This window comes from Novosphingobium jiangmenense (assembly GCF_015694345.1).
Taxonomy (GTDB): Bacteria; Pseudomonadota; Alphaproteobacteria; order Sphingomonadales; family Sphingomonadaceae; genus Novosphingobium; species Novosphingobium jiangmenense.
Window position 1 is genome coordinate 15,866 of sequence record NZ_JADQDC010000020.1, and the last position, 17,020, is coordinate 32,885.

General features: G+C 60.7%; 12 protein-coding genes and 2 pseudogenes. 6 read left to right on the forward strand and 8 right to left on the reverse strand.

Annotation, left to right across the window (positions count from 1 at the left end; all coding sequences use genetic code 11):
• Positions 1–717 precede the first annotated feature (717 nt).
• The 4 genes from I2488_RS18815 to I2488_RS19910 form a co-directional block, all read right to left on the reverse strand.
• Positions 718–2,661 (reverse strand): acyltransferase family protein, encoded by a 1,944-nt coding sequence (locus tag I2488_RS18815; protein ID WP_196277331.1) that lies wholly within the window; start codon positions 2,659–2,661, stop codon positions 718–720.
• Between the two features lie 1,111 nt (positions 2,662–3,772).
• Complete coding sequence (locus tag I2488_RS18820) at positions 3,773–4,279, reverse strand: Ros/MucR family transcriptional regulator (RefSeq protein ID WP_343071118.1); 507 nt, start codon at positions 4,277–4,279, stop codon at positions 3,773–3,775.
• Between the two features lie 721 nt (positions 4,280–5,000).
• Positions 5,001–5,758, reverse strand: a protein-coding gene (locus I2488_RS18825; RefSeq protein ID WP_196277332.1) for an IS5 family transposase whose coding sequence is annotated in 2 segments (ribosomal slippage) — positions 5,001–5,425 and positions 5,425–5,758 — 759 coding nt in all. Because the reading frame shifts where the segments join, the coding sequence is not laid out codon by codon here.
• Positions 5,759–5,818: 60 nt separating this feature from the next.
• On the reverse strand, positions 5,819–6,196 hold the full coding sequence (locus I2488_RS19910) for a LuxR C-terminal-related transcriptional regulator (protein ID WP_196277333.1): 378 nt from the start codon (positions 6,194–6,196) through the stop codon (positions 5,819–5,821).
• A 345-nt stretch (positions 6,197–6,541) separates the two neighbouring features.
• On the opposite strand from I2488_RS19910, the gene I2488_RS18835 reads away from it, so the two are divergent.
• The 3 genes from I2488_RS18835 (at position 6,542) to I2488_RS18845 (ending at position 9,125) form a co-directional block, all read left to right on the forward strand.
• The gene (locus I2488_RS18835; protein ID WP_196277334.1) at positions 6,542–6,751 is read left to right on the forward strand and encodes a hypothetical protein; all 210 of its coding nucleotides are present in this window, start codon (positions 6,542–6,544) and stop codon (positions 6,749–6,751) included.
• A 394-nt stretch (positions 6,752–7,145) separates the two neighbouring features.
• The gene (gene rfbC / locus I2488_RS18840) at positions 7,146–7,703 is read left to right on the forward strand and encodes a dTDP-4-dehydrorhamnose 3,5-epimerase (protein WP_196277335.1); all 558 of its coding nucleotides are present in this window, start codon (positions 7,146–7,148) and stop codon (positions 7,701–7,703) included.
• A 120-nt stretch (positions 7,704–7,823) separates the two neighbouring features.
• Positions 7,824–9,125: an IS701 family transposase gene (locus I2488_RS18845; RefSeq protein ID WP_196277336.1), complete on the forward strand. Its 1,302-nt coding sequence runs from the start codon at positions 7,824–7,826 to the stop codon at positions 9,123–9,125.
• Between the two features lie 186 nt (positions 9,126–9,311).
• Here I2488_RS18845 and I2488_RS18850 read toward each other — a convergent pair whose 3' ends face one another.
• The gene (locus tag I2488_RS18850; RefSeq protein WP_196277337.1) at positions 9,312–10,019 is read right to left on the reverse strand and encodes a transposase; all 708 of its coding nucleotides are present in this window, start codon (positions 10,017–10,019) and stop codon (positions 9,312–9,314) included.
• 867 nt (positions 10,020–10,886) lie between these two features.
• Between I2488_RS18850 and I2488_RS18855 the strand changes: the two are divergent.
• Both I2488_RS18855 and I2488_RS18860 read left to right on the forward strand, forming a co-directional pair.
• Positions 10,887–11,496, forward strand: a pseudogene (locus I2488_RS18855) (IS3 family transposase); the annotation flags it as partial.
• Positions 11,497–11,636: 140 nt separating this feature from the next.
• Positions 11,637–12,281, forward strand: a complete 645-nt coding sequence (locus I2488_RS18860; RefSeq protein WP_196277338.1) for an HAD hydrolase-like protein — start codon at positions 11,637–11,639, stop codon at positions 12,279–12,281.
• On the opposite strand, the gene I2488_RS18865 is transcribed toward I2488_RS18860, so the two are convergent.
• The gene (locus tag I2488_RS18865; RefSeq protein WP_196277339.1) at positions 12,271–12,981 is read right to left on the reverse strand and encodes a M23 family metallopeptidase; all 711 of its coding nucleotides are present in this window, start codon (positions 12,979–12,981) and stop codon (positions 12,271–12,273) included. The two genes, I2488_RS18860 and I2488_RS18865, sit on opposite strands and share 11 nt — an antisense overlap.
• Before the next feature lie 493 nt (positions 12,982–13,474).
• On the opposite strand from I2488_RS18865, the pseudogene I2488_RS19680 reads away from it, so the two are divergent.
• Positions 13,475–13,921 (forward strand): annotated as a pseudogene (locus I2488_RS19680) (phospholipid carrier-dependent glycosyltransferase); the annotation flags it as partial.
• A 758-nt stretch (positions 13,922–14,679) separates the two neighbouring features.
• Here I2488_RS19680 and rfbG read toward each other — a convergent pair.
• Both rfbG and rfbF read right to left on the reverse strand, forming a co-directional pair.
• Positions 14,680–15,897, reverse strand: coding sequence for a CDP-glucose 4,6-dehydratase (rfbG, locus tag I2488_RS18870; RefSeq protein ID WP_196277340.1), 1,218 nt, complete (start codon positions 15,895–15,897; stop codon positions 14,680–14,682).
• Positions 15,882–16,652: a glucose-1-phosphate cytidylyltransferase gene (gene rfbF, locus I2488_RS18875; protein ID WP_214652466.1), complete on the reverse strand. Its 771-nt coding sequence runs from the start codon at positions 16,650–16,652 to the stop codon at positions 15,882–15,884. The genes rfbG and rfbF overlap by 16 nt, the downstream gene beginning before the upstream one ends.
• Between the last annotated feature and the right edge of the window lie 368 nt (positions 16,653–17,020).

Below are 17,020 nucleotides of genomic sequence, written 5' to 3' on the forward strand. Positions count from 1 at the left end.
TCAATGGCACGGACGCGGCCGGACGGCCGACTGCGCTCACGTGAGCTGAGTGCGCCTTTGATTGCCAAGCTGCACGCCTGGCCCACCTCCCGGCTCGCCGCGCTGTTGCGCAACCGCGGTCTCCCCAAGGCGACCAACTGCATGCTGCGCCGCTAGAATGCCTTCACCCGTCTCCTCGACGACCGCCAGGTCTGACAGACCAAAAACGTGACAGAACGAGTTCCGCGCTGCACGCCGCCCCAGCGAGAGACCTGGCGGCTTTGCGGATCCGATGGTGGCGGCATCCGAGCAGATCATTCACACTCTGGATCAGACCGCACGCCGCTACGAAGTGGATCCGCATGCCCGGCCAGCAGGTGCCTTCGGCCCGTCTCGGCGAAATCTGGCCCGCCAACTCGACGAACTGTTGCATTGGACTTGGCAGCCAATCAGGGCGCGCGATCACCACCTGATCCGAACTGGACCTCGGGCTTCACCGAATGGCTCCCCGTCATTGTACTGTTGGTTCTGACCGGCAGGCTGGTTGAGATCTTCCAGCCTGCCGGATGCGTCAATGAATTCAGATCGTATGGGTAAACACCAGAATCAACAGAAATCAGTCCCGTTAAAAGCCGCCTTCCGAACTGAGGCTTCCTTTCGCCGCCCTCGCAAGCATCGCTGCACCAAAAACATGGATGATACGTCAACGGAACTCAAAAATCGCGCCCCCCGCGTACGTCATCGAGCCAACTGAGACATCCTCCGAAACCAATTGTAACGGATACCAAGTTGCACACTTCCCTCACGCGTGAAGTGCCCGCTGTCTCTGAAGAGATATACTCCCCTATCCTGCGTCTGACAAACACCGTTGTGGCACAGGTCTGCGTAAAGCCAATAGACCGGTACAAACTGTTCCGCATCCCGCAATAGGCGCTCAGGTCCGGTGTTCTCAACGCGACGGAAATCGCACGGGCGACCACCCTTGCCGAAGAACGCGCTTCTTTCCAAGCATCTCCCGTTGTCTCGATTACTGACTGGGGTAGGGGACACGATCACTACTCTGGCACCCGTCGATCGAATCCGGTCAATTGTGCGAAGCAGTTCCTTCCTCACCTTCTGAATATCGCCAGCCTTCCACGTACTGCCATCACGGAAGAGAAGTGGCGAACTCGTAACACCGACGAACGGCGACGACAAGATGACAGTTTTTACCTCAGGGTTGTTCTTCAGCCAGTTCATCACGTTATCGTTAAAGGCTATACACTTTGCCCCCCAATTTCCGCTCAGCCCACCCTCAACTTGTGACATGCCAAGAATCGGTGAGCAGGCCGAGATTGTGTGCTGTTGCATCTTCAAGCGTGGTGCACTCGCAAGGATGCCTGGAGCCAGGTGCATGGCATAGCTGTCACCCCACAAGAGAACCTCCGGGTTCTCGGCAGTCCGGCAATTTGCACTCAGCGTGAAACTGCCTTCACAACTCCCCGACAATCCATAGTTTGGCGCAAATCGCTGCTCAATCTTTGCAAACTCGACTTGGTTTGCGCCTCGCATCGTCGTACCACGGGAAGCGAGGCCCGCTACGCCGATGAAGACCAGAACGGAAATCGCAAGGCCGGCAGCGAGAAAGACGTTCTCCGAAGATTCCGTGAAGCCGCGCCTTCTTTGGCGAAATGGTGTTTCGACGAATTTCCAGGATAGGTGGGCCATGAACAAGGCGCAAAGCACGAGGAAAGCCATGCTGGCGGGACTTGGTTCGGAGATGCTTCGCAACCTCGCAAACGCAAACAAGGGTTGATGCCAGAGATAGGCGCTGTAACTAATGAGTCCGATATAAACGAGCGGCCGCGACCCGAGCAGCATTGCTGCGTAGGTTCCTCGGGTCGCAAAACAAATGATCAGAGCGGCGCCGAGCACAGGTGCTAAAGTATATGCGCTGGGGAACGGGGTCGTATCGCTGTAAAGGAATACGCTGCCGACGATCAACGAGAGACCCAGAATGCTGGCTGGGTTGTAATACCGGCTGTTGCCCCTGATCGGGATAAGAGCGCAAAGCGATCCTGTGAGCAACTCCCAAGCCCGGCCAGGAGCAAGGTAGAAATTGGCGCTTGGCATGCGGCGCCACCCCCACTCGCTGATGCCGAAGCTCACAATTAGCAGAACAACGACGATCGCTATTAAGTTTTTTCTCCCGTATCTCCACAAGCATATAAGGACTAACGGAAAGAAAAGGTAGAATTGCTCTTCGACGGCGAGACTCCAAGTATGCAACAGCGGTTTGAGGTCAGCGTCAGGTGAAAAATAGCCTTCCTCGGACCAGAACAGTATATTCGAAGAAAAAATCGCGACGGCAACGATACTCTTGCTGAAGGAGATTAGCTCAGACGGCAGCATCCATGACCATGCGAATGGCAGGCAGCAGATAATAACGCAAAAGAGGGCCGGAATTATCCGACGGGCTCGCCGGTCGTAGAAATTTAATAAGGAAAACCGTCTATGGCTGAGATCTTCGGCAATGACCTGCGTTATAAGATATCCGCTAATCACAAAGAAGACATCGACGCCAACAAATCCGCCGCTGAAAACCTTTAAACCCGCATGGAAGAGGATCACCGGCATAACGGCTATTGCCCGAAGGCCGTCGATCTCTCGCCGGTAAATCATCAAAATCACTCCCGCCTTCATTGTCCGCGATCTTCAGGCCATCCAAGGCCTGCAGCGCCCTACATCCTTGGTGGGTTTGGTGGGTGCAAGGACAGAATCCAAACCTGTGGCGGCTCTCTTGCATAGATTCTGTGCGGCGGGAAGAGTGTTGCTGCTCCTCTTGATTGTGTGCGCTCCTTCACCGCGAGCAGCTCGCATGAATGACGACGGTAGGGTGCGGAAGACAACGCCAAATCCGGGTGAGCTGTGCAGCTTGAACTCGCTTATCGCCGGGAAGGTGCCGCGAACTTCGGACTCGACCGCGGATAGCAAAGGAACGCGGCGCAGCACCTCCGTGGCGACCGGCGAGGTATCATTCAGTTCGTGAATTTGGCGCCTCGCATACGACCGGCAGATCGCGAGGCTGGGTTGCTGGCTGCACTGGGCGAGCGCGGAATAGCCCAATGACGGTTTACCAGTAGGATGCCCGAAGAGCTTCAAACGCTTGCTACGGCGCGCTCGCGCTTGGCATCGGGAGCATAGAAGTGGGCAGTCATGGGCGGACCATCGCCGTCCCATGGTCGATCGCCGCCGGCATGGTCCGGATACTTGTCAGTCTTGGTCCGGCTCCGTCCGTGGTAGAGGACAGGAGGAGTATCTCGAAAGTGAACAATCGCTCGGATCGTCGCAACTGTTCGAGGAGATCATTGTGCAATGGGACTAGGCACCACGCAGACCGGCCAGCCTAACCAGGCATGGCTGTTCGGCCGGTTTGGATTCCGTGACGGGCGTAGACCTGAGCTGGGGGGCTAAGCGGCACGGGGATGGGCTGCTTGGCGACCAGAACCTGCGCGATCAGCGTATGGGCGTGAGTGCATGCGAGCAAGCAAAGAGGCGATCGAACCGTCGGGTGCTTGACACGTCCGGGTCTCGTTGGGCAACGATCCACACGATCCAAACGTCCACGTTTGCTTGAAGTACTCCTGAACCACGCAAGGCAACTGGCAAGCTCATCAGTCAAGAGGACCCCGGGACGCGCAGTGAGTAAACTGGGATGCGCTTAATGTGTTTGGCGTAGTCTCAAACGATCGGAGAGTGAGCACGACGAGCGGGAAGGAAAGACTTTTTCCTATGTGCTCGCGCACTCACTCGGTTATCCGCGACGATCACGCTTTTGCGAGCGCTTATCCGGCTTGCTCAAGTTGCTCTTACGAACACCCAGGCCGCCCGCCACGGCGCTGGAGCGACGCTGTTCGAGCAATGCGGGCGCTGCCATCGGATAATCCGCCGGCAAGTTCCACCGCGACCGATACTGCTCGGGTGTCATGCCATATTGAGCCATGAGGTACCGCTTAAGCATTCGTAATCGCTTTCCATCTTCCAGGCAGATGATGAACTCATGGCTGACTGACTCTGATATGGGAACAGCAGGTGTGCGCGAAAGTGGCGGAACATCACTACCCTCAGGGTTATCCCGGGAAGATTTCCCGGACTCCGCGTACAAAGTTGGCCCACCTTCCAGTTCGGTCAAGGTCTCGTGAACCCGCCTGATAAACTGCGGGACATCGGATGCAGCGACCGGATTGTGAGAGAGGTGAGCCGAGACAATCTCGGTCAGACTTCCGAGAATCGGACTGGCGGAACCATCCGGCTGGAACACAGTTATCTCCTTACACTGTTTGATCCGCGGCTCGAGTGCGGACCCATGGTTATGTCACAGTGGGTGTATCAACTACTCTTTTAGATTAGTCAAGTGAGTATCAGGCTTAGCAAAAAGGCATTAGGGAGTAGGCAGGCTTACCTCAAGGACGCTGTGCTTCCAGTTGTCGCCGGAGGGTCGGGTCCGCGTCGGAACAGACGAATTGCGGAGTTGTCAGAAGTGCCAACGCTCGAAGGAAAAAGCGTTGCTTGCGGGCTAGCAGAGTCATGTGGCCTCGATTTCGGGCTGGAGTTGGTGCGAGGGGAAAGCTGCTGAAGCGGCCGCAGTATCTCCGGACATGACTTCAGATGTTCGCAAGAGCGAGGAGCATGACCGACTATGTGACCTGGAACTTTATGCCTGTTCAGGCTATCGGAGGCGCTTGGCGCCGGAGAGAGGTGCCGCGTCGTTGAGTAAACTGATCTGCCTCGCATGAGCGCGTCGGCTGTCGCGTGACTTTAAGCAGTAGCTCCCAACATCCTTTCTCACTGGCGTCAGCATGCCGAGTGCGTGCATTGACGGTGACCTGCGCCTGCTGCACGTGGTGCCGAGCAGAAAACGCAGCCTTCTGCATGGCGAGGTGCGCGAATCTCAGTAGATGCTTGGCAACAAGACGATGGAGATCGAAATCCCGTGCGAGGCGGTGTCCCGCGCGTCCGGCCCTAGGCTCAGGACTCACTGATTACAGCCAGAAGAGCACGGTGGCGGCGAGTGCGAGGGCGGAGAAGAAGACGGTTGGACAGCGGTCGTATCGCGTTGCCACGCGTCGCCAGTCTTTGAGACGGCCGAACATGATCTCGATGCGGTTGCGCCGCTTGTATCGGCGCTTGTCGTACTTGACGGGGATGGAGCGGGATTTCCGGCCCGGAATGCAGGGCTTGATGCCCTTTTGCTCAAGCGCGTCCCTAAACCACTCGGCATCATAGCCCCGATCGGCAAGCATCCACTGTGCCTTGGGCAGGTCGTCGAGCAGGGCCGCTGCGCCGGTGTAATCGCTGATTTGGCCGGCCGTGATGAAGAAGCTCAGGGGGCGGCCGTTGGCATCGGTTATCGCGTGAAGCTTGGTGTTCATGCCACCCTTGGTCCGTCCGATCAGACGCCCGAGATCCCCTTTTTTACCCCAAGGCTGGAAGCCGTGCGGTGAGCCTTGAGATAGGTCGCGTCGATCATGAGTGTCTGAGGTTCGGCCCTCTGGGCGGACAGGCCTTCCATCATCCGACCAAACACGCCCATCGCGCCCCACCGTTTCCAGCGGTTATACAATGTCTTGTGTGGCCCATACTCCCTTGGCGCATCCCGCCAGCGCAAGCCGTTCCGGTTGACGAAGATGATCCCACTCAGAACCCGCCGGTCGTCAACCCGCGGCTTGCCGTGGCTCTTGGGAAAATAAGGCGAAAGGCGAGCCATCTGCTCTTCCGTCAGCCAGTACAGGTCGCTCATGCTCAGTCTCCTCGCGGAGCCTGAATCACATCCCCCTCAGCCAATCAATGGGTCCTGAGCCTAGCCGTTAATTTGGGGAGGAACAACCAACTTGACTCCAATGCTGTAAGCAATCCTGACGGCATCAGCTGAGTTTCGTGCCCCGAGCTTTGCGATTGCATGAGCTCGATGAATATCTGCAGTTCTTCTTGAAAGACCCAGCCAGTCCGCAATCTCGGCACTTGTCAAACCGAATGCAACCCCACTCAGAACCTGGCTCTGTCGGTCGGACAGGAACGGCCCAGTCCCGGAAAACCTTTTTGCATGCTCGGAAGCAAGTTGACGCTCGCTTTCCAAATCAGTGCCAGTGATGCCTTCCGCGATGGTAAGCGGACTGGATTTGGCAGGAGTACACGCGCCTGCCATCTGGTACTTTTTTCCAAAACGAGAGTCATTCATACTCAGCCTCGCTTAGACACTTCAAGCGGTTCATGGTTGGGGGGGAAGCCTTCCAACCACTGCTGGCTCCAAACAGCATTACCCTGCGTTGTAACCGGTGCGATTTCAGGAACATAGGCTGCCCGAAGTCCGATCCGGGTGCCGTGCTCTCGAGAGCAAAGCGGCAACCTGCGCCGAGGCGAGGGTGTGCGGCGTGTCCAAGCCGAAAACCATATCTGCCCCCGCATTCAGGAGGACTGCGGTCTTTGCTGCGCTGCGGGACGAACAAAGTGCCAGGAAGAGCTTTGATGGTAACAACTGCCGCCAACGTCGTACGATTGCGGACATCCGGGAAGTGTCGTCACCATGCAACAGCAGGACTTCGAAACCACTTCCAGCCTGTGCAAAACACCTGAAATCCAAACCATCGTATGCGAACACTTCACCTGTCGGAAAAAGATCGGCAATCCAGTCAAGCCGACGCGTAAAGTTTCGATCCCTCAGCCCGACGATCCGAACTGCGACATCATTCTCGGCCAAAGTTGCTCCATCATCAGGTGGTGGCCGCTGCTCTGATGGCGTTCTGCTTCGTCTGCTACTCATTGGCGTCAGTACTCGTCCTTGGTTTCAGTCAGCCTTTCAATCGGCATAAGCGGCATTGCCTCTGCCCTTATCCTGTGGACCGCTGCAGTGAATCACTGACGAGGCGTTATGCCAGTGCCGCGCAGGATTAAAAGGGGGTAATGAGCACTTATTGCAATCTATGCTTCAGCGGGAGGGTGCCGGAGCTTGTGAAGCCACTGTAGGGGCCCGGCGGTTTGGCGCAGGTCGCCGGGAATCCCGGGGTGAACTCTGACCTCGACAACGGCGTACAGGTCAGAATCTGTGTGCCACCTGCTTCAGTTTAAGGCTTGCTCTCCTGTCTGCACTGACATAGCTCACTGCTGACTGCCACTTTCTCGGTGATCCAATGCGAATCAATGACTTTTTCATTTCCGGAGTGCTTGAGTTCGTTCCGGTCCGTATCGAGGATGAGCGGGGGCATTTCTCTGAGATTTTCCGCAGAGAGGTGTTTTCCGAGCGGATCGGGCCAGTCGATTTCGTACAGGAGAACGAATCTCTCAGCGTCCGGCAGGGTACTATCAGGGGAATCCACTTTCAGACCGCACCGTTTGCACAAGGAAAACTTGTGCGCTGCGTTGCGGGCGCCATCTTTGACGTGGCTGTTGATTTAAGGATCAATTCACCAACCTTCGGTCAGCACGTTTGTCTAGAGTTGAGCTCGCGCAGTGGCAACCAACTCTGGATACCGGCCGGCTTTGGCCATGCGTTCTGTACGTTGACTCCGAACTCACTGGTCTCTTACAAGGTGACAGAGCGCTACAGCCAAGCACATGACGCAGGTGTGATCTGGGACGACGACGATATCGCAATATCTTGGCCAAGCGTAGCAGATCCAGATACTCTCTCCCCAAAGGACAGAAATCAGCCCAGGCTATCTGCACTGGATGAACGTCAGCTTTTCTGAACTGGGCGCTGCTGATTGTTTTGCTTGCAACGATTAGCACTACTTTGGCAGAAGTGCATTTTTGAGATTCACAAGAGTCGCTTATCGTGATTCAAGATCGTCAGCGTGTGGAGGCTGGCGATGGTGGAAGCATGGCGGGATGAGCTGACGGAGTGGCTCGCGCCCTTTGTGGGGATGTTGGGCGATCGGCGCAGGGCGCGGATGTGTCCGGCATATGTCGAGGGGTTGATCGGCCCTGGTGACCGCAAAAGCGTGCAGCCGATGGCGATGCGTTCGCCGGGGATTGGCTACGATCAGCTGCACCATTTTATCTGGGGTGCCCTGTGGGACAGCGCGCCATTGGAGGAGGAACTCTGTCGGCAGGCCGATGCACTTGTAGGTGGCAGCGCTGCCTGGCTGATCATCGATGACACGGCTTTGCCCAAGAAGGGGCGTGCGTCGGTCGGCGTGGCGCCGCAATATGCCTCGGCGCTGGGCAAGAACGCAAACTGCCAGACCCTCGTGTCGGTGACGCTGGCATCGAACGAAGTGCCGGTCATGATCGGGTTGCGCCTGTTCCTGCCTGAGAGCTGGACCAGCAATGCGGCGCGGATGGACCGTGCCAAGGTTCCTGCAGAGGTGCGCGCCTATCGCACCAAGCCCGATATCGCCCTTGCCGAGATCGACCGCGTGCGCAGCGCTGGTGTGCGCTTCGGCGGCATATTGGCCGACGCTGGCTATGGCCTGTCCGGCCCGTTCCGGCAGGCACTGACCGAGCGCGGTCTGACCTGGGCAGTGGGCATACCTTACAAGCAGAAGGTCTATCCGGCCGATGTTGCCATGATCTTCCCGGTTGCTGGCCGCGGACGGCCACGCAAGAATTATGTGCCTGACGTTGCTTCGCGTCCCGCCCAAGAAGTGCTCGAGAGCGCCAAGTGGCAGACCGTGAGCTGGCGGCGCGGCACCAAGGGCAAGCTGTCGGCGCGCTTTGCTGCCATGCGCGTGCGGGTGGCAGACGGCCCGCCGCAGCGGATCGGTGATCTCGGCCAGCAGCATCTTCCCGGCGAAGAGGTATGGCTGGTCGGCGAGCACCGCTCCACCGGCGAACGCAAATACTACCTCAGCAATCTGCCCGTCGACACACCGCTCAGGAAGCTGGCCGGCGCCATCAAGGCCCGCTGGGTCTGCGAGCAAGCCCATCAACAGCTGAAGGAAGAGCTCGGCCTCGATCACTTCGAGGGACGATCGTGGCAGGGACTTCACCGACACACCCTCATGAGCATGATCGCGTTCGCCTTCCTGCAAGCCCGTCGCCTCAGGGCAGCGGGTCGGAAAAAAAAGAAGCTCGAGCCCGCCGCCGCAGCCGACCTTGCCTGCCATCAGGCAGGCAATCCTGACCCAACTCAGCCAGCCTCCGCCGCCAACATGCCCGCACTGCCGTAAACGATGGCGACGAATGATCCGCAGAAATCTGCCAAAGTAGTGTTAGGTATGATTGACTTAGAACTCATTCGTACGAGTTACCGCAGCTGTCCCAGGTCCGGTATCGTGACCGCAAAGCGATGGGCGCGACGGATGTCGCAGCGAAGCATTTGCATTTTCACTTGGCTGCCAAAGAGCTTTTGAAAGTTACCTCGGATCGCAGGTTCGACAGCAGTTGCGCAAACCTACGAGGCTTCCTTTCGCAGTATCCAACCACTGTCCAAGCTGCGCCGCTGATTTGGAGCGAATCATGGGTTGGAATTCTCCGATCACCTGGCGAGCTGCGACCAAATCGGGCACGTGGTCTTCGATTACGGCTACAAGAATTGCCTCTGACCTTGTAAGCCCGTCTCGATCCGATGTTATCAGGCGGGCAAGGACTCGTGCCGATGGCGTGCGGGCGAGCCCGCTTTGGTTACCCTTCTCGGCCAGGCGCCGCCGCTGGGCCCATTGAGATGCGACACTGCTTTGTCCGTTAAACCCTCGCTGCGTATTTCCCGCCAGAGTGCCAGCGCATTGCGAGCACCAATCCCATCTTTCGTCCAACCAAGGCAGCAAAGGGTCGAGAAAGCTCGGCCAGGTGCGGAACACATTGAGGCGCTGGCAGCGCAGCACATCTCGAACCAGCTTTCGGCTATGCCAAGTTTGCCGGACAATCTGGCGGATGGACGTCCCGGCCTTCGCCAGGCGTTGAATGGCCTCGTTAGTTTCTTGCCGGCTCAGATAGTCTTCATATTGAAGTTTCTCGGCGCAAGTCAGAAGCTTGGGGTCGATGACATTGCATCCGAGAGCATGCCGGATCTGGCGCATGGATTTGCCGACCGCATCGAGGAATGCTCGGCTCGAGTTCTCCATCAGATGGCACCCATCTGCGACTTGCTCGGCATTTGGAAGAACTTTGGCAATAGACTCGCCGTACCACCGCCGCGGTCGCGTGCGACAACCGCAATCGATGGGTGTGCTGCAAGCCAAGTGCATGAGGTCTCAAGGGTGCGATCCGGTAGCAGGGTGACCGGCTTGCGCCGTTCCAGATCGAAGACAATCGTTCCGTAAGTCTGGCCTCGTCGTAAGGCGAAGCCGTCAATTCCGATCACAGTGAGCTCGCCGGATTGCTGGGAGACACGCCTGCGTACGACCCGCAACAATGTATCCTTGCTCACAGGTATCATCAGTCGCCTGGAAAAGGCGGCTCCAGGCCTTCCGCCCAGCGCCAGCCCAAGTTGATGAACAATTGTCTCAAGTCGCGCAGTTCGCCGTGCGTAACGCGCCAACACATCTCCATCGAACGGTTTGCAGAATATGCGTCGCGAGCACACGACGCTGTCGCACCAGAACCGGCGCGCCTCGATCACAAGCGAGACGCGCCTGCCGCCAATGGGAAGGTCGGAGGGACGACGCAAATACAGGCATTGTACGCGCCGACAGGGTCGCGCACAGTCCGGGCAAAACCTCATCGCATCGTGCGCGCAGCAATATCTGGAGATGCTCTCCGACGGTATGAACCGATACGACCGCAGAACCCTCCGGTGCAAGGTCCGCGCGCTGAAGTCGACCATGCATGGCTGATCCCTTCGATTGAGGGACCAAACTCTATCATACCACCAGCAAAAGTGAGTCAGAGCCAAATCTCAGTGGAAATTGCGGACTCTCCCGCGCCACTTCTCGGTGGCAATCAACACTCTCCCAGATCAGATACGGACTCACCCTCAACCCTGTGCAGGAGGGGGCAGGGCGCAGATCGGCTACAAGCGCAGGCCGGGCTGCCATGGTGGCAAGCCGTTTCTGGCGACCGACAATACTCTGGACCGCCAGTTCGACGTGGCTGCACCCGACCGGCCTTGGGTGACAGACATCACCTACATTCGCACCCTGGAAGGCTTTGGCTTACCTGGCCGTGGTGATCGATCACTACTCCCGCCGCGTGGTGGGATGGTCGGTGCAGAGTCGGCAGACCACCGACGTGGTGCTGCAAGCGCTGCACATGGCGGTATGGCGGCGAAAACCGAAGCACCGGGCGCTGATCCATTCGGACCAAAGCTCGCAGTTCACCAGCATGGACTGGGCTGCGTTCATCCGGGCCCATAATCTTGAGCACACGATGAGCCGGCGCGGCAATTGCCATGACAACGCGGTTGCCGAGAGCTTCTTCTCGTCACTCAAGCGCGAGCGCATCCGGCGCCGGACCTACAAAACACGCGCGAAAGCACGGCAGGATGTGTTCGATTACGTCGCGATGCCCTACACACCGGTGCACAGGCAGGTCAGGAACGGGATGCTGTCACCCGTCGAGTTCGAACGGCAGCAGATTTTGAAAGCGGAAGGCGTCCAGTAATCTAGGGGCTACTCAACGCCGCACAAACCAGGCCTGACAGAAGCGCGCTCTCGATCACTCTCACGCGGATTAAAATCATCTTGCACTACGGGCGGCAACCACAGAAGATGTTCTCCCTTCATGAGTGGTGATGAACCATAGTGCAAAAGCCCCTGCTGGTGTTCGATCTCGATGGGACGCTGGTCGACAGCAATGCCGCATGTGTCGGAATCCTGCGCGAAATGTTGCAGGCGCGAAATAGCGCCCACACCATCGACGACCAAGGCGCGCGGGCCTGGATGAGCCGCGGCGGGCGAGACATGGTGCGGGCGCTGCTTGGCGATGCCTGCCGCGATCCCGATGAGGACCTCAAGGAATTCCGTGCGCGCTATGCGGCCTACACCACACCGCACGAGACCGTGTTTCCCGGTGTCGCAAGCGGGCTGCAGCGGCTGGCAGACGCAGGTTTTGCCATGGCGATCTGTTCGAACAAGCCGCAGGCGCTGTGCGAAAAGGTCCTCCACGATACCGGCCTTGCCAGGCACTTCAGCGCCGTGGTCGGCGGCCGGCCCGACCTACCGCCCAAACCTGCGCCAGATCTCCTCGAACAGGTGCTTTCGGCGCACCGACTGGTGCGCGGCGAAGGCGTGTTCATCGGCGACAGTGAAATCGATCATGCCGTGGCCGCAGACGCCGGCATGCCGTTCCACTTCCTCACTTGGGGCTATGCCGAAGCGGGCTGGTCACCCGTTGGGGGCACCGTCCACCACAGCTTCGAGTCCCTCGTTGGCGCACTCAGCGGATAGCCGGCGTGGGCAGCACGTCCGCCCCGCCATCGGAGGTCCACGAAAGCCTGGGGGCAACTTCGGGAGGTTCGGGATCGATGCGAGGCCACGACAGATCGGGTGCGTTGCCGGCGGAAACCGGCATGACCGCGCGCACGGGATCGATCGCCACGCCGCCGCGGCGCACTTCGTAATGGAGATGCGGCCCTGTCGAGCGCCCGGTCGAGCCGATTTCGCCGATCCTATCCCCGGTCCCGACTGGTTCGCCCGGGGTGACGAAAGCGCGCTTGAGATGCCCGTAGCGCGAGGTGACGCCGCTGCCGTGATCGATCACGACGAGGTTGCCGTAGCCCCCGGACCAGCCCGCGAACACGACGCGCCCGGCCCTGAACGCCCTTACCGCCGCGCCGGCGCGCGCGGGAATGTCGACTCCGGCGTGGAACCGCACCGAGCCATCGATCGGATCGCACCGCCAGCCGAACCGCGACGAGAGCGGCAGCGCACCCGGCGGGAGCGAGCGATATACGTCCGCCGCCGAGATGGATGCGAGCGACTGGGGCGGCAGCGAAACCTCGCTCCGATCGGCGATAAGCGGACCATGCGGACGCGCGTCCTCGCCGGTGGGGAGCGCGGCATCCGTGCCGCCCTCTGCCGCGGGCACGCCCGGTACGGGCGCCATGGCGAGCAGCAGAACGGGAAGGAGGGCTGGGCCTTTGCGCATACTGCAGCATCTGGACCACCAGGCCGCTTCCCGCAAGGTGCCTGCTGCGAGCCGAACTTGGCAGGGCGGTGCCTGTTGTTAAGCGAAGCGAAAGGCGGACTGCAGTGCAGGACCGCCACGGGCGCAGGGAGAGACTATGGCAGATGACCTTGGCCGCTGTTGGCCACGCTCCCGCGCCGCGACAATGGCCATTGCTGGTATTGTCGGTCTGGCGCTTGTCCTGCGCGTTGCCGGTGCTGACTTCGGTCTCCCGGCGCTCAACGATCCGGACGAGCTGATATTCGAACTTGGCTCGCTGCGCATGCTGCGCAGCCTCTCGCTCAATCCCGCGTGGTTCGGCCATCCGGGAACAACCACGATGGAAGTGCTCGCGGCGGTCAATGTGGCCGTGCTCGGGCTGGGGCGGGCGCTCGGCTGGTTTGGCGACATCAAGGCATTCGCAAACGCGGTCTATGCCAATCCGGCGTGGATCATCCTCCCGGGACGGATCGCCATGGCAGCCTTCGGCACTGCGGCCGTGTGGCAGACCTTCCGCCTCGCGGAAGAGCTCGGCGAAGGCCGCGACGAGGCGGCGCTGACGCGCCATGCCGCGCTCGCCGCCGCCGCGCTCGTCACCATCGAGCCCGCCAGCGTGATCTGGTCGCAAGTCATCCGCACCGACATCATGGCGACCTTCTTCATGCTGCTCAGCATGCGCGCAGCGCTGCGCGCGATGAGGCAGGGCACGCTGCGCGACCATGTGATCGCGGGGCTCTGGCTGGGCGTGGCGGTTGCCACCAAATGGCCAACCGGGATCGCCGGCGTGGCGCTGATCGGAGCGGCGGCGGTGCGCCTTGCGGGAGGCCGCAGCCGGCTGCTGCCCTTGGCCGCGCACCTTGCGGCGTGCGCCGTCGCGACCGTCGTCGGCCTGCTTGCGGTTTCACCCTTTATCGTGCTCGATTTCAGCACCGTGGTGCACAACCTGCACGGCGAGGCGCAGAGCCATCACCTCGGCGCGACCGGGGGGAGCCTGCTCTACAACCTCGGCTGGTATGCGAAAGGGCCGATCCTTTCGGGCCTTGGCGTGATCGGCAGCGCGCTGGCACTGGGCGGCGTATGGTGGCTGCTGCGCCGCCGCGCGGGCGCGATCGTGCTGCCCGTGCTTGCGGCCTTCATGGCGACGATCTGCAGCCAGACGCTGGTGTGGGAGCGCTGGGTCCTGCCGCTCGTCCCGCTGCTCGCCATCGCCATGGGGCTGGGCTGGGCTCTGCTCGTGGCGATGGCCCGCCAGAGGCCGACCGCAGTGCACTTCGCCGCACACCTCGTGCTGCTGGCGGCGCTGCTCGAGCCTGCACTGCTGATGGCCAGCCGCAAGATCGAACGCGCGACCGATGCGCGGCAGCAGGCGACCGGCTGGGCCATGAAGCACATCCCGCCGGGAAGCACGGTGCTCGTCGAACACTTCGGCTTCGACATCTTGCCGCAGCCCTGGAACCTGCTCTTCCCGTTCGGCGCGGTAGGCTGCGTCGATGTGCACGACTACCTTGGCGGCAAGATACAGTACGATACGGTCGATGCCGGGCGCGGCGGACGCTCGAACATCGATTACGGCACGCTGGCGCCGGAAAAGCGCGGCACCTGCCGGGCGGACTACGCCATCCTCACGCAGTACGATCGCTATGCGGCCGAGCGCGAGACCTTCCCGCAGGAATACGCCGCCTATCGGGACTTGCTGGCGCGCGGGCGGATCGTCGCGACTTTCCCCGCCATACCCGGCAAGGTCGGCGGCTGGACCACGCATGTCGTGGCGCTGGACCAGCCGCCGCCAGATAAGGCCCCAGGGGATAAGGCAAGCGCTGCGCAGCGCTCCCGGTAATCCGCCAGCTGCGCCATGGTGACCGCGCGCGCATCCGCGCCCGCACACACCGCCTTGTGCCACTCGACGATCATGCCGAGCGCATCGTGCAGCGTGAGTGCGGTGCGCCAGCCGAGATCGGTGCGGGCCTTGGCGCAATCGAGCCGTAGCAGCCGCGCCTCGTGCACGGCCTCGCCGCCCGAAACGTCCTGCCAGCCGGTGCCGGGCGCCGCGCCCGACCAGGCCGCGACCAGCCGGTCCGCGATCCACGATACGGGGCGGGCATCGCTTTCGGACGGGCCGAAGTTCCAGCCGCTATCAACGCCGGCAACGCCGCCCGCCAGCCGCTCTGCCACCAGCAGATAGCCGCTGAGTGCTTCGAGCACATGCTGCCACGGCCGCACCGATTGCGGCGCGCGGATCTGCGGCAGACTGCCGCCCAGCAAGGCGCGGACGATATCGGGAACGAGCCGGTCTTCCGCCCAATCCCCCCCGCCGATCACATTGCCGGCGCGCACCGTGGCGAGCCGCGGCCCCGGCGCCTTGCCGAAATAGCTGCGGCGATAGGCGGCGGCGACCAGTTCGGCCGCGCCCTTGCTGCTCGAATAGGGATCGTAGCCGCCCATCGGATCGTCTTCGCGGTAGGGCCAGACCCATTCGCGGTTCTCGTAGCACTTGTCGCTGGTGACGCAGACGATCGCCTCGAGGCCGCTCACCCGGCGGCAGGCATCGAGCACGTGGACGGTGCCCTGCACATTGGTGGCATAGGTCTCGACCGGCTCGATATAGGAGCGGCGCACCAGCGGCTGGGCGGCGAGATGCAGCACCACCGAAGGCGCGGCCGCGGACATCGCCGCCTCGACCGCGGCGAGATCACGGATGTCGCCCTCGACATGCTCGACCAGATCGCCGATCCCGGCCTGGTTGAACAGGCTGACCGGTTCGGCCGGTAGCGCAAAGCCGGTAACCCTGGCGCCCATCGCGTGGAGCCAGAGCGCCAGCCAGCTGCCCTTGAAGCCCGTATGCCCGGTCAGGAAGACGCGGCGGCCGCGCCAGAAGGCCTCGCTCACCAGACTTTCCACGGCGCGCCCTCTTCCCACAGCTTTTCGAGATAGAGCTTGTCGCGCAGGGTATCCATCGCCTGCCAGAACCCGTCGTGGTGATAGGCGACGAGATCACCCGAAGCAGCAAGCTGCTCCAGCGGTTCGCGCTCCCACGTCGTTGCGGCTCCCTCGATCAGATCGATTACGGAAGGATCGGCGACGAAGAAGCCGCCGTTGATCAGATTGCCGTCACCGGCCGGCTTCTCCTGAAAGCTGCGCACCATTTCGCCTTCGATGTCGAGCGCGCCGAAGCGGCCCGGCGGAGCAACGGCGGTGATCGTCGCGCGCTTGCCGTGCGCCTTGTGGAAGGCGAGCTGCGCCGTGATGTCGACCGTGGCGACGCCGTCACCATAAGTGAAGCAGAAGGGCTCACCCTCCTTGAGATAGGAGCGCACCGCCTTGAGGCGGCCACCCGTCATCGTGTCGGCGCCGGTTTCGACCAGCGTGATCCGCCACGGCTCGCTCCAGTTCTGATGCACTTCCATGCTGTTCCTGGTCAGATCGAGCGTCACGTCCGCCATGTGGAGGAAGTAGTTCGCGAAGTACTCCTTGATGATGTAGCCTTTGTAACCAAGGCAGATCACGAAATCATTCACCTCGTGGGCCGAATAGATCTTCATGATGTGCCACAGGATCGGCATCCCGCCGACCTCGACCATCGGCTTCGGGCGGACGGACGTCTCTTCACCAAGCCGGGTTCCGAGGCCACCGGCCAGAATCACTGCAATCGTCAAGCAAGCCTCCGTCGCATCCCGCTAAGGAGAGGAAAGATCGCGCTGACGGCAAGACCGCTACGCTGGGGGATCAGTGGCATACCCAGCCAGGCGTCGACTCCGCATGATTGTGAGCAGGCGCAGGCAACAGTGGCCTCTTCGACTAGACACTCAAGAGGACACGATTCCATTCTGCTTGATGGAAGCGGGCGGCCACTGGCGATTGGCCGCAATCGGCACAAGGGCGACAGCATGTTCCAAAAATGCGCTGAAACTTGCAGCCGGCTGTTCCGTGCCGGCACAGGCACTTCCTTTTGTGTCTTGCCAGTGTTGGACGAGTGATCCATCAATCAAGTCCTGTGCTTACGCTATGACTAAGGTCTCTTACA

Coding starts and splice junctions, on each gene's coding strand:
- rfbC (WP_196277335.1), top strand. CDS start 7,146: ATGCGAATCAATGACTTTTTCATTTCCGGAGTGCTTGAGTTCGTTCCG.
- I2488_RS18815 (WP_196277331.1), bottom strand. CDS start 2,661: ATGAAGGCGGGAGTGATTTTGATGATTTACCGGCGAGAGATCGACGGC.
- I2488_RS18845 (WP_196277336.1), top strand. CDS start 7,824: ATGGTGGAAGCATGGCGGGATGAGCTGACGGAGTGGCTCGCGCCCTTT.
- I2488_RS18865 (WP_196277339.1), bottom strand. CDS start 12,981: ATGCGCAAAGGCCCAGCCCTCCTTCCCGTTCTGCTGCTCGCCATGGCG.
- I2488_RS18850 (WP_196277337.1), bottom strand. CDS start 10,019: ATGGAGAACTCGAGCCGAGCATTCCTCGATGCGGTCGGCAAATCCATG.
- I2488_RS19910 (WP_196277333.1), bottom strand. CDS start 6,196: ATGAATGACTCTCGTTTTGGAAAAAAGTACCAGATGGCAGGCGCGTGT.
- I2488_RS18835 (WP_196277334.1), top strand. CDS start 6,542: ATGCAACAGCAGGACTTCGAAACCACTTCCAGCCTGTGCAAAACACCT.